The following is a 12,625-nucleotide window of genomic DNA, read 5'->3' on the forward strand; positions in this document are numbered from 1 at the left end:
GACAGCAGCACACGGACAGCAGCACACGGACAGCAGCACACGGGCATACGTACGAACGAACGAAGGACACGCGCATGCGCAAGCTGACGGTGATGACATTCGTCTCCCTCGACGGGGTCATGCAGGCGCCCGGTGGCGGTGACGAGGACCGGGACGGCGGATTCGAGCACGGCGGGTGGGCGGTGCCGCACATCGGGGCCGATTTCATCGAGCGGATGGCCGGGTTCACGCGCCGCGCCGACGCGCTGCTCGTCGGCCGCCGGACGTACGACATCTTCGCCGCCACCTGGCCGCTCGCCGAGGCCGACGATCCGATCGGGTCGAAGATGAACAGCGTGCGGAAGTACGTCGCGTCGCGGACACTGGACACCGTGTCGTGGCAGAACGCGACGCTGCTCACGGGCGACGTGCCCAAGGCGGTCGCCGCCCTCAAGCAGGTCGGTGACGGCGAGATCCAGGTGCACGGCAGCGGTGATCTGGTGCAGACGCTGGTGCGGCACGACCTGGTGGACGAGTTCCTCGTCCTGGTCTTCCCAGTGCTCATCGGCTCCGGCAAGCGGCTCTTCGGGAGCGGCACCGTACCGGCCGGGCTGAAGCTCACCCGGACCGAGCGGTCGGACGGCGGTGTGGTGATCAGTACGTACGAGAGGGCCGGCCGGGTCGAGTACGGGGCCATGGGCCCGGAAACGGGCAACTGGTGACACGACCGACCCGACGCCCGACATCCCAACACCCCCCGACATCCAACACCCCGGCACCTGATGCCCGACGCCAAACGCCCGACGAACAGCCGAAACGGAGAACGAGCGGCATGCCGCAGTACGCGATTCTGATCTACGAGAAGGAAACCCCCGGCGGCATCGCCGACATCCCGCCGGACGTCATGGAGGCCAACCTCCGCGTCGGCGAGCAGATCGAGGCGATGGGCGCGCGTGTCGTCCACGAGCAGGGGCTGGAGCCGAGCGCCGCCACGCGGACCATCCACAAGGACGGGCTGGTCACCGACGGGCCGTTCATCGAGAGCAAGGAGGTGATCGCCGGATTCTTCGTGGTCGAGACGGAAGACCTCGAAACGGCGGTCGCCATCGGCAGGTTGCTTCCGATCATGGACGGCGCGGTGGAGGTACGGCCGCTGCTTTCCGCCGGGTGAGCCCGGGTGGGACCCCGGTCCGGGACGCGGTCGAGGACGCGCACCGTCGCGAGTGGGCCTCGGTGCTCGCCGCGACGGTGCGGGTCACCCGCGATCTCGATCTGGCCGAGGAGTGCGTTCAGGACGCGTACGCCGCCGCCCTCACCGAGTGGGCGCGCGGCGGCGTACCGCGCAGGCCCGGCGCCTGGCTGACGACCGCCGCGCGGCACAACGCGCTCGACGCCCTGCGCCGCGCCCGTACGCTCCGGTCGAAGCTGCACCTCCTGATCGAGCCGGAGTCCGGAACCGGGACCGGGACGGAGTCCGAAACCGGGACCGAGCCCGGGAACGGGTGGAATCCCGGGGCCCAGCCCGAACCCAGGATCGGAACCGAAACCGGGACCGAGAGGGATCCCGGGACCGGGCCCGAACCCAGGATCGGAAGCGGGGCCGGGCCCGAAGCGCGTCGAGCGGCCGTCTCCGACGACCGGCTGCGGCTCGTCTTCCTCTGCTGTCATCCCGCGCTCGCCCCCGCCGCCCGGATCGCGCTCACCCTGCGCCTCGTCTGTGGCGTGCCGACCGCCGATGTCGCGCGGGCGTTCCTGGTGCCCGAGCCCACCATGGCGGCTCGGATCACCCGCGCCAAGAAGAAGATCGTGGCGGCCCGCATCCCCTTCCGGATGCCCGCGCCCGACGAGTTGCCGAACCGCCTCGACCCCGTGCTCGCCACCATCCATCTCCTCTTCACCACCGGTCACACCGCACCGACCGGCCCGGCGCTGACCAGGGACGACATCGCCGAGCGGGCACTCGATCTGGCCCGGACGCTGTACGCGCTGCTGCCGGACGAGCGGGAGGTACGGGGTCTGCTGGCGCTGCTTCTCGCCAGCCACGCCCGCCGGGCCACGCGTACGACACCGGCCGGGCGCCCCTCGCTGCTGGAGGCGCAGGACCGAACGACCTGGGACCGGGACGCCGTCGCCGAGGCCCACCGGCTGGTCGTCGGCGCGCTCCGGGGCGGCTCCCCCGGGCGGTACGGACTCCAGGCGGCCATCGCCTCGCTGCACGCGTCCGCGCCGACGTACGCCGAGACGGACTGGGCGCAGATCCTGGTTCTGTACGACGCGCTGCTGGTGATCTGGCCCTCGCCGGTGGTCGCGCTGAACCGGGCCGTCGCGGTCGCCGTGGTGGACGGGCCGGCGACCGGGCTGGCCGAGGTGGAGGCGCTCGAACAGGACGGGCGGCTCGCCGCGTACCACTACCTGCCCGCCGTCAAGGCCGATCTGCTGCGCCGTCTGGGGCGGTCGCAGGACGCCGCCGTCGCGTACGAGCGGGCGATCGCGCTGGCGGACAACGACGCCGAACGCGCCTTCCTCGCCGACCGTCTCGCCGAGACGGGCCGCCGGGACTGAGCCAACGGCACAAACCGGGCGGGACGGGGCCGGCAGTGTCGACCGGCCGACAGGCCGACAGGGCCGACAGGGCGGGACGAACCGCCGCCGCCCGACCCCCGCACCGCCCCGCACCGCGAAGCCCCGCACCGCCCCGCGACGACGACGGACCGGGCGCCCTCCGTGGGCGGCCGGTCCGTCGGATTCCTCCGTCTGTTTCCTCCGTCTGCTTACTCCGTCGCCGCCCTCGCCGGCTTTCGAGGACTTACGGCGTGTCTCCCTTGCGCTGGCCCAGCGTGACGTCGACCTGCGACGCCTTGCCGTCCCGCGTGTAGGTGATCTTGATCTTGTCGCCCGGCTTGTGCGTCCAGATCTCGCTGATCAGCGTCGGGCCGCTGTCGATCGGCACGTCGTTGAACTTCGTGATCACATCGCCCGACCTGAGCCCCGCCTTGGCCGCCGGCCCGTCCGGAGTCACGGCCGGGGTGCCGCCGTCGCCGTCGCCCGAGATCGTCGCGCCGTCGCCGCCCTCCGACATGGAGACGGTCGCGCCGATGACGGGGTAGACGGGCTGGCCGGTCCTGATCAGCTCGCCCGCGACGGTCTTCGCCTGGTTGATCGGGATGGCGAAGCCGAGGCCGATCGAACCGGACTGGCCGCTGCCCCCGCCCCCGCCGCCCGAGGGCTGGATGGCGGAGTTCATACCGATGACCGCGCCGCGCGCGTCCAGCAGCGGGCCGCCGGAGTTGCCGGGGTTGATGGAGGCGTCGGTCTGGAGGGCGCTCATGTACGAGTTCTTGTCGCTGGAGCCGTCACCGGAGGCCACCGGGCGGTTCTTGGCGCTGATGATGCCCGTGGTGACGGTGTTGGAGAGCCCGAACGGCGCGCCGATGGCGATGGTCGAGTCGCCGACCGCCACCTGGTCCGAGTTGCCCAGGGGCAGCGGCTTCAGGCCGGACGGCGGGTTCTTCAGCTTCACCACGGCGACGTCGTAGCCCTCGGCGCGGCCGACGACCTCGGCCGCGTACACCTTGCCGTTGGAGAACGTCGCCGTCAGGTCGCCGCCGTCGGCGGCCGAGGCCACCACGTGGTTGTTGGTGAGGATGTGGCCCTGCTTGTCGTAGACGAAGCCCGTGCCCGTGCCGCCGTCGCCGCCCTGGGCCTGCGCCTCGATGGTCACGACACTCGGGAGGGCCTTGCCCGCCACGGCCGCCGTGCTGCCCGCCTCGCGCTTGAGCGCCGGGGCGTCGGCCGCCGAGACGGTGGTGGAGCCGCCGCCGAGGCTGTTGTCGTTGTTGCGGTCCGCCGCCCAGTACCCGATCCCGCCGCCGACCACACCGGCCACCAGCGCCGCCGCGAGGACGGCCGCGATCAGGCCGCCGGGGCGCTTGCGGGCCGGCTGCGGCCCGGACGGCTGCTCGCCCCATCCGCCACCACTGCCGGTGCCTCCGCCGCCGCCTCCGTAATGAGGCTGCGTCGGCGGGGGCGGCGGCCATCCGGAGTCGGGGGCCGAACCGGTGGAGACCGACGGGCCGGGGCCGCCCGCGTGCCCGTGCTGTCCGTGCTGGCCCGGTCGGTTGTGATCTCCGTACGGGCCCTGCTGTCCCTGCTCGCCGTACGGGCCGGGCCGGCCCTCCGGGCCGTGCTGGTACGCCGGTACGGCTCCCGGCAGCGGCGTCGTGGGCTCGGAGCCGTGACCGGGCTCGCTGGCGCGGCCGGGCTGGTCCGGGTACCGGGGAGCCTGGTGCTGCTGCGGCTCCTGGTACCGCTGATCGTGGGCGAACTCCCCCTGGGCGAACGCGGGTGTGCCCTCAGGAGCGGCAACCGGCACGGGAGGTACGGACGGGGCGGACGGGACCGCAGTGCCCTCGTTCTCGGTGCTCACAGTCTTCTACTCCTCGGTTCCGCATCAGTCTTCGGCAAGAGTTGCGCTGTTTTCCGCCGCGTTCAGGTGTCGCCACACGCACTTCGGCATGTACACGTCTCTCGTACGTCTCTGCCTTCAGCTTTTCTCACCGCACGTCAGGCCACGGTAAACAGGACCTGTGTGTCTCCCCGCCATCCTTTATTACGGGGCAAACGGGACGCATCCGCAGCACGTTCCAAAAGAGGCATCGCCCGGCGCTTACCCCGTACCGGTGACACCATGACGGGGTGACTCACGCACGCCGTCGCAGCATCCAGGTCGTCGCCCACCGGGGAGCCTCCGAGGACGCCCCCGAACACACCCTGGCCGCGTACAAGAAGGCCATCGAGGACGGCGCCGACGCGCTGGAGTGCGATGTACGGCTGACCGCCGACGGCCATCTCGTGTGCGTACACGACCGCCGCGTGAACCGCACCTCCAACGGACGCGGCGCCGTCTCCGCCCTGGAGCTCGCCGATCTGGCCGCCCTCGACTTCGGCTCCTGGCGGGGGGCGACGGACAGCGAGGAGAGCCCCGACTGGAACGACCGCTCCCTCACCTCCGTACTGACGCTGGAGCGCCTGCTGGAGCTGGTCGCCGACACCGACCGGCGCGTCGAGCTCGCCATCGAGACCAAGCACCCCACCCGCTGGGCCGGACAGGTGGAGGAGCGGCTGCTCCGGACGCTGGCGCGGTTCGGGCTCGACCGCCCGGCGCCCGGCGGATCCTCCGGCACTCCCCCCGTACGCGTCATGAGCTTCTCGGCCCGGTCCCTGCACCGCGTGGCCGCCGCCGCGCCGCACCTGCCGACCGTCTATCTGATGCAGTTCGCCTCGCCCCGGCTGCGCGACGGACGGCTCCCGGCGGGCGCCGGGATCGCGGGGCCGGGGATCCGCCTCGTACGGAACCAGCCGGGCTATGTGGAACGCCTGCACAAGGCAGGCCGTCGTGTCCATGTCTGGACGGTGAACGAGCCGGAAGATGTCGAACTCTGCGCGCGCCTCGGGGTGGAAGCAATCATCACCAACCGCCCCAAACAGGTGCTGTCCCAACTGGGGCGTCTTGCCTGACTTGCCAGGGATTCGGATGCACACAGGGTGACCTGGAGTACACCGGCGCGTTCGTTCCGTGTTCGACCTCGGTGAGTGCGTCTGCCACCTTCTTCTGGCCGGTTTCCGGCTCCGGCCGTTGGGGCATTCACATCGTGGCGTGGGGCGAAGGAGGTCTTGGGGGTGACGTTTGTGGTGGCACAGGAAGTGCCCACGTCGTCGAGCATGGCCGTTCCCCATGGCCCTGCGGGCGTGGGCCGGGCAAGGCATCGGATGCGTGAGCAGTTGCGCGACCGGGGGATGTCGGACGCGGTCGTCGACGATGCGGTACTGATTCTTTCCGAACTGCTCAGCAACGCCTGCCGGCACGGCAGACCGCTGGGGCGGGCCGAGATCGGCGACGGAGACGTGCGCGCGGCCTGGGAGGTCGACGAAGCGGGTCGGCTGACCGTCGAGGTGACGGACGGCGGCGGCCCGACACGACCGGCTCCGGCGACCCCCTCGGTCACCGCGCGCGGTGGCCGAGGGCTCAACATCATCAGCTCGCTCGCCCAGGACTGGGGCGTACGGGACAGCTCGTCCGGCGAGGTCACGGTGTGGGTGGTCGTCAACGAAGGACACCGCCACGAGGACTTCTCTACGCGCGTCGCTGTCCCCGGGCTGGGGTATGCCGACAGCTTCGATCCGGCCGACGATCTGCCCTGACGGCCCAGGTCGGCGGCCCGGGGCGGTGGCTCGCCCGGGGGCCCGGACGGCGACCCCTACGGGCGGTCCGCGCCGAGCGCCGACCGGACCGCCCGGCGCACCGACGGGCGGCCCGCACGCCCCCACCCGCCCCGTCCGGAGGGGCTGTTGCGCCCACGGCGATACGCGGTGCGGCTAGGCTCGCGCCCGACACCGCACTGCCGCTATCGGGAGAAGCCACCATGGCCAAGAAGCGCCCCCAGACCAAGGCCGCGAAGGCTCAGTCCGCGAAGGCTCAGCTCACGGACGGTCCGATTCCGGTCGTGGGCGCCCGTGAGCCCTGCCCGTGCGGCTCCGGCCGCCGCTACAAGGCGTGCCACGGCCGGGCCGCCGCGCAGGCCGTCACGGAGCTGGTCCAGCGCCCCTTCGAGGGTCTGGCCGGCGAGTGCGACTGGGTCGCGCTGCGCGAGCTGGTCCCCGCCGCGACCGTCGAGCTGACCCTGAAGGGCGGCCTGCCGGAGGGCGTACCGTCCGTGACACTCGCGACCGTCCTGCCGATGGCCTGGCCGGCGCTGCGCCGCGACGACGGCTCCGTGCTGCTCGCACTCCAGAACGACACCTCCTCCGGCGACCTCAGCCGCGACCTCGCCGACACACTCCGGCGGGCGCTGACCGCCGAGCCCGGAAACCCGGTCGCGGCCGAGCGCGTCCCCGCCGACGGCCCGCGCCTCCAGGACCTGCTCGACCCGGACGCCGGCTTCGCGCCGGTCGTCCACTCCGGGTTCGAGTTCTGGGTGCCGGACGCCGAGAACGCGACGGCCGAGGTGACGGCGTCGCTGGAGCGCGCCAACGCGGCGGCGATCCCGACGGTGCGGCTGACCGGGACGGACGCCGCGTACTGGTGCGAGACGCCCGACAAGAACCATCTGCGCTGGGTCATGCCGCACCCCGAGGAGAAGCTGCTGGACGCGCTGGCCCGGCTGCACGTCGCCGGTACGTCGAGTCTCGGCGAGGGGACGCGGCTGGTCGGTTCGTTCCGGGCGCACGGGCTGACGGTTCCGGTCTGGGACCTGCCGAGCGCCATGCGCGCCGAGGACTGCGAGAAGCCCGCGGCGGAGTTCCAGGAGCGGCTGGCGGCGGCCCTCGCCTCGGACGCGCCGCTGACCGCCGAGGAGCGCCGGGCGCGCGGTGGACTCACCAACCGCCAGGTCACCCTCAGCTGACGGCCGGCCCGGCCCCGGGCCGGGAATTCGCCGTTCGGGTGACAGTCGTCACAATCGTCCGTACCGGCAAGTAATTTCTTGTCCGAATACATCAGATCGAATTTGCCAACCGCCGATCTCTTGTTACGGTTCTAGAAGCCCGGTCGCTGGTGCATCCCCCGTCGCCAGCGACCGGGCGTTGTCGTTCTCCGGGGACTGTTCCTGCATTTTCCGGAGTGAAGACTGCAGGGTTGTCCCCGCCCGGCGCGGCGCTCCTCGCCCGTCGCCATCGCGAACCCCCTGGTTCTTTCAACTGGCCCGCACAGCAGTCGAGTTGCTGTCAGCTCCGGGCAACAGCGCCCCTCTTCGTCCCGCACTTCCCGCGAACTCCGGGACCGTCCGGCACCGCGCGGACTTTCCCCGTCGGCGTTCACTCGGAGTTTCACGAGAACCCGGCTCACGGCCTCTTCGATCGCACGGCGGACCACCTGGCGGTACTGCTCATACGTCCGTCCGGTGGGATCGGGCCGCCCGGCCGGGAACTCAATTCCCGCCCGGCGCATTCCGGAGCCGTACGAGGACGTCCGGTGGTACGGGCGCGTGCGCCGCTCCGGAGGCGCGGGGCCCGGGGCCGGGGGCCCGCTCCGGCCGTACGGAGGCATCCGCCGTTCCGGCCGTACGCCCGCGTGCGCCGTCAACAGAACCGGGCCGCGCCTCGACGGCGCGGCCCGGACAGCGGGTGCGTCCGCACCCCGGTCTCACGGTCTCAGTAGGTGAGCCGGCTGCCGCCGTCCGGCGCGCTCGTGCTCGCCTCGACGAGCGCGTCCACCACCGCCTCCACGTCCGGCAGCCACGGCGACGCCGACCCGGGCAGCGGCGCCCGCTCCCAGCGGACCTGACCGCCGGCCGCCTCGGACGGCGGGAGCACCAGATAGCCGCCCTCGCCGTGGAAGCGGAGCGAGCTGGGCACCCAGTCCTTGGTGTAGAGGAGGTCGCCCAGCCGTTCCAGGGTGTACGGGGCCACCAGCAGCGACCAGCGCGTGGGAGTCGCCACGACCGGGCCCAGGCGCATCCCCATCCCGTCCAGTGCCGCCAGCGCACGCTCCCCGGCGGACGCGGGCAGACTCACGGCGCACGGCGCGCTGCCACCGGTGGCCAGCACGATCGGGGCCGAGGGCCGGTTGGCCCACCACCAGCGCACCATGCGCGCGTCGGTCGTGGCGGCCAGCAGGCCGGGATCGAAGGGGTGCGCGCCGGGCACGGCGCACTCGGGATCCGGACAGGCACAGCCGCTCCCACGATCACCCCGGCGGGACGTCTTCAGGCCGGCTCCGGGGAGTACGGGCCACTGCCATGCCGTGGCACACGTCAGCGCGACTTCGAGTGGGGCAGGCATCCCCTTGCGCCTGAAAAGGAGCCTGCGTCGCCTTCCGAGGATCTCGCGCATGAGCGCTCGTTCCTTTCCGTTGAACGCCGAGGTCCCCATGCCACACCGATCGATCTGTGTGCATGGCTTCACTGTGCGTATCGCTGTGCGTACAGTCGACGTGTGCCGTCGACGCTTCGCCGCCCCTGTGGACGGGGCACGGCCGGACTTCGCCAACCTGCGGCTGGACTCACCGCTCCTGGGCCGAACGCAGTCATTCTTCGTTAACGCGTGGCGACGGGTGGCGCACTTCACGGACTGCCGTGTCGCTGTGGCAGCCCCGCCACTCCGGGATGGCGCGCGAGCTACGGCGGATAAGACGCCGAAGTCGTCCGTCAGGTTCCGAGGCCGTCCCAACTGCCCCTGTCCGTCACCGTTTACGTACTCTTCACGTGCGGGATGACGCTATACCTCGGTGCCACCCACGCGTCACCGGGGGGGCCACTGTCGAGTGCCCTCAGTCGATCGCAGACTACCGTGCTGAGGGCTTTTTCTCGCCAAGCCAACCGTCGCACAGACACCAGCGGTTCCGCCAGGACAATGCTGGACATCGCCTCAGTTGTGCGTGTACATGTGGATGCACTGATAGTGGCGATGAATCACCTGGTGGTTCGCGATGCTATTGCGCGAAACGCACCAGTCAGAAAGCCGGTTGCCATGAGCGCTCCGCACATGCCGAAAGTGGCTGGAATCGATTCAGCCGTTCCGGCGCCCGCGCACACTGTCCAGCCCCTCGACGCGTCGCCCGGTGCGCCCGTGGTCATGCTCCAGGACCGGCTGGCCGGCTGGGTCTCCGACCTGACCACCCTTCATGAGCTCACCGAACGCCTGGTCAGGACGGACTCGGTGGACACGGCACTGAACGAGGTCGTACGGGCGGGCGCCGCCCTCGTCGGATCCTCGCGGGGCCTGGTCGTCCTCGAACCGGCGCACCGCACGGAGGAGAACGCCCGGGGCGCCACCGCGGCGCTGGGTCTCAGCCACGCGGAGCTCGGCCAGCTGGAAACCGTCCCGCGCGACGCGTCCTCCTACGGAAGGCTTCTGGACGACGGCGCCGAACCAGCGACGGCGGCCGAATCCGTCCGTGACGTCCTCGGTGACCCGGGGCTGGATCCGCTCCACCGCGACGTGGCCGTACGGCTCGGCTATCGCGCCACGTACGCGGTCTCCCTCGCGGCCGGGACGTCGGGCCGGATCGGGGTGGCGGTCTGGTTGTACGACGAGCCCGCCGAACCGGTGGAACGGCAGCGCCATCTGGTGGGCCTCTACTCCCGGTACGCCGCCGAACACCTGGCGCGTCTGCGGGAACTGGAGGCCGCCCGCGCGCGCGAGGCGTCGATCGCCGGCGAACTGCTGCCCAGCCGGCTCCCCCGGGTCCCCGGGGTACGGCTCGCCGTACGGCACCGCGCGAGCGGCCACGGCGGAGGCGGCTGGTACGACGCGCTGCCCCTGCCCGAGGGCGCCCTGGGACTGGCCGTCGGCTCGGTGAGCGGGTCGGGGCCGAGCGCCGTGGCCGCCATGGGCCGGCTGCGCGCCTCCCTGCGGGCGTACGCGGTGATGGAGGGCGAGGACCCCGTCGCCGTCCTGTCGGACCTCGAACTGCTGCTGCGGCTCACCGAACCGGCGCGCACCGCCACCGCGCTGTTCGGCTTCGCCGAGCCGGCCCTGGGCAGGATCGTGTTCGCCGGGGCCGGGCACGCGCCGCCGCTGATCGTGGGGGAGCGGCGTACGGAGTACGTCGAGACGACACTGTCGGCGCCGCTGGGCATGCTGACCTGCTGGGAGGCACCGAGCGTGGAGCTGTCGCCCGCGCCGGGAGAAACGGTGCTGCTCTACACGGACGGTCTGCTGCGGCGTACCGGGGAGCCGATGGACCGCGCCTTCGCGCGGCTGCACGCCGCCGCCGCGAGCGTGCCCGGCAGCCTCAGGGACGATCCGGGGGCGATCGCGGACCACGTGCTGCGACTGATGGGGGCGTCCGAGGACTCCGGGCGGGGCGAGGGAGCCGACGCCGGGAGCGCTACGGACACGGAGGACGTCGTGATCCTGGCCGTCCGGTTCGAGTGAGCCACCGGGTGAGGCGCGCAACCGGCGTCGGACGGCGGCCCCGCCCCGCGTGAACTGTCCGCGGCGGCCGAAGCGGACCGCGCCCCTCCGGGTTGTCCGGTCCGCCCTGTCCCCGCTCCGGGAAGTTGTCCACAGGCCCCCTGGCCCCCGACCCGCACACCCATACGATGGTGCCGGGACCCGAGAGGGCCAATGTCGTTCAGAGGAGGCACACCGTGGCCGAGGAGCTCATCCCGGAGACACCGGAGACCCCGGAAACCCTGGGACTTCAGGACACCGCAATCGACGACGCCGACCCGGCGTCCGACGAGAAGCCCGTCAAGCAGCGCAAGAATGGCCTCTACATGAGCGTGTCCGACGAGCTGGCCGAGAACATGAAGTCGGGCTGGGCCGACACGGAGCAGCGCGGCCTGGAGCCCATCGCCCAGGCGTCGCACACCGCGGCCCGCCGTGCCGCGCTGTCCGCGCGCTTCCCCGGTGACCGCCTGGTGATCCCGGCGGGCGGCCTGAAGACCCGGTCGAACGACACGGAGTACAGCTTCCGGCCCGCCACGGAGTACGCGTATCTCACCGGTGACCACACGGCGGACGGCGTCCTCGTGCTGGAGCCGGTGTCCGGCGGCGAGGGCCACCGGGCGACGATCTATCTCACCCCCCGCTCCAACCGGGAGAACGGCGAGTTCTGGCTCGACGGCGTCCAGGGCGAGCTGTGGGTCGGCCGCCGGCACTCGCTGGCCGAGGCCGAGCAGCTGCTCGGCCTGCCCGCGAAGGACGTACGGGAGCTGGCCGGGGCGCTGCGCGAGGCGACGGGCCCGGTGCGGGTCGTGCGCGGGCACGACGCGGCCATCGAGGCGGCGCTGGCCGACAAGGTCACGGCGGAGCTCGACAACGAGCTGCGCGTCTTCCTCTCCGAAGCGCGCGCCGTGAAGGACGACTTCGAGATCGGTGAGCTCCAGAAGGCCGTCGACTCGACCGTCCGCGGTTTCGAGGACGTCGTGCGGAGCCTCGACAAGGCCGAGGCGACCAGCGAGCGCTACATCGAGGGAACGTTCTTCCTGCGTGCCCGCGTGGAGGGCAACGACATCGGCTACGGGTCGATCTGCGCCGCCGGCCCGCACGCGACGACCCTGCACTGGGTGCGCAACGACGGCGACGTGCGCTCCGGCGACCTGCTCCTGCTCGACGCGGGCGTGGAGACCCACTCCCTCTACACCGCCGACGTCACCCGCACGCTGCCGATCAACGGCCGGTTCGACGAGGTGCAGCGCAGGATCTACGACGCGGTGTACGAGTCGCAGGAGGCAGGTATCGCGGCGGTGAAGCCGGGCGCGAAGTACCGGGACTTCCACGACGCCTCGCAGCGCGTGCTCGCCGAGAAGCTCGTCGAGTGGGGCCTGCTCGACGGGCCGGTCGAGCGGGTCCTGGAGCTGGGTCTCCAGCGCCGCTGGACGCTGCACGGCACCGGGCACATGCTCGGCCTGGACGTCCACGACTGCGCGGCGGCGCGCACGGAGGCGTATGTCGACGGGACGCTGGAGCCCGGTATGTGCCTGACGGTGGAGCCGGGGCTGTACTTCCAGGCGGACGACCTCACGGTGCCGGAGGAGTACCGGGGCATCGGCGTCCGGATCGAGGACGACATCCTCGTCACGGAGGACGGCAACCGGAATCTGTCGGCCGGGCTGCCGCGCACGTCCGACGACGTGGAGACGTGGATGGCGGCCGTCAAGCAGGGCTGAGCCACGGGCCGTCGGGTCCGGGTTCACCCGGA

At 71.9% G+C, this 12,625-nt stretch carries 10 protein-coding genes; 8 read left to right on the forward strand and 2 right to left on the reverse strand.

The features are described 5' to 3' along the window. Window positions 1–74 precede the first annotated feature (74 nt). The 3 genes from OG875_RS15125 (at window position 75) to OG875_RS15135 (ending at window position 2,541) form a co-directional block, all read left to right on the forward strand. Window positions 75–701, forward strand: coding sequence for a dihydrofolate reductase family protein (locus OG875_RS15125; RefSeq protein WP_330174754.1), 627 nt, complete (start codon window positions 75–77; stop codon window positions 699–701). 110 nt (window positions 702–811) lie between these two features. Continuing rightward, entirely contained in the window at window positions 812–1,150 is a 339-nt protein-coding gene (locus tag OG875_RS15130) for a YciI family protein (protein ID WP_330174755.1), read from the forward strand. Further along, on the forward strand, window positions 1,147–2,541 hold the full coding sequence (locus OG875_RS15135; RefSeq protein ID WP_330174756.1) for an RNA polymerase sigma factor: 1,395 nt from the start codon (window positions 1,147–1,149) through the stop codon (window positions 2,539–2,541). Before OG875_RS15130 ends, OG875_RS15135 begins: the two co-directional genes overlap by 4 nt. 244 nt (window positions 2,542–2,785) lie before the next feature. Here the strand turns inward: OG875_RS15135 and OG875_RS15140 are convergent, their stop codons facing one another. Beyond that, entirely contained in the window at window positions 2,786–4,405 is a 1,620-nt protein-coding gene (locus OG875_RS15140; protein ID WP_330174757.1) for a S1C family serine protease, read from the reverse strand. Between the two features lie 269 nt (window positions 4,406–4,674). Here OG875_RS15140 and OG875_RS15145 point away from each other — a divergent pair, with 269 nt between their 5' ends. The 3 genes from OG875_RS15145 (at window position 4,675) to OG875_RS15155 (ending at window position 7,382) form a co-directional block, all read left to right on the forward strand. After that, window positions 4,675–5,496: a glycerophosphodiester phosphodiesterase gene (locus tag OG875_RS15145; protein ID WP_330174758.1), complete on the forward strand. Its 822-nt coding sequence runs from the start codon at window positions 4,675–4,677 to the stop codon at window positions 5,494–5,496. A 75-nt stretch (window positions 5,497–5,571) separates the two neighbouring features. Further along, the gene (locus OG875_RS15150) at window positions 5,572–6,180 is read left to right on the forward strand and encodes an ATP-binding protein (protein ID WP_330174759.1); all 609 of its coding nucleotides are present in this window, start codon (window positions 5,572–5,574) and stop codon (window positions 6,178–6,180) included. Between the two features lie 221 nt (window positions 6,181–6,401). Next, on the forward strand, window positions 6,402–7,382 hold the full coding sequence (locus OG875_RS15155) for a DUF5926 family protein (protein WP_330174760.1): 981 nt from the start codon (window positions 6,402–6,404) through the stop codon (window positions 7,380–7,382). Between the two features lie 745 nt (window positions 7,383–8,127). Here OG875_RS15155 and OG875_RS15160 read toward each other — a convergent pair. Next, window positions 8,128–8,808 carry a bifunctional DNA primase/polymerase gene (locus tag OG875_RS15160; protein WP_330174761.1) on the reverse strand — a complete coding sequence of 227 codons (681 nt, stop codon included), beginning with the start codon at window positions 8,806–8,808 and terminating at the stop codon, window positions 8,128–8,130. A 519-nt stretch (window positions 8,809–9,327) separates the two neighbouring features. Here OG875_RS15160 and OG875_RS15165 point away from each other — a divergent pair. Continuing rightward, a complete protein-coding gene (locus OG875_RS15165) occupies window positions 9,328–10,854 on the forward strand; it encodes a PP2C family protein-serine/threonine phosphatase (RefSeq protein WP_330174762.1) in 1,527 nt (508 codons plus the stop codon). Between the two features lie 215 nt (window positions 10,855–11,069). Then, entirely contained in the window at window positions 11,070–12,593 is a 1,524-nt protein-coding gene (locus OG875_RS15170; protein ID WP_330174763.1) for an aminopeptidase P family protein, read from the forward strand. Window positions 12,594–12,625 lie beyond the last annotated feature (32 nt).

Source organism: Streptomyces sp. NBC_01498 (assembly GCF_036327775.1).
Classification (GTDB): domain Bacteria; phylum Actinomycetota; class Actinomycetes; order Streptomycetales; family Streptomycetaceae; genus Streptomyces.

Excerpts from the sequence above, each read along its gene's own strand:
- OG875_RS15165 (WP_330174762.1), top strand. The coding sequence starts at position 9,328 with ATGCTGGACATCGCCTCAGTTGTGCGTGTACATGTGGATGCACTGATA.
- OG875_RS15125 (WP_330174754.1), top strand. The coding sequence starts at position 75 with ATGCGCAAGCTGACGGTGATGACATTCGTCTCCCTCGACGGGGTCATG.
- OG875_RS15160 (WP_330174761.1), bottom strand. The coding sequence starts at position 8,808 with ATGCGCGAGATCCTCGGAAGGCGACGCAGGCTCCTTTTCAGGCGCAAG.
- OG875_RS15155 (WP_330174760.1), top strand. The coding sequence starts at position 6,402 with ATGGCCAAGAAGCGCCCCCAGACCAAGGCCGCGAAGGCTCAGTCCGCG.
- OG875_RS15130 (WP_330174755.1), top strand. The coding sequence starts at position 812 with ATGCCGCAGTACGCGATTCTGATCTACGAGAAGGAAACCCCCGGCGGC.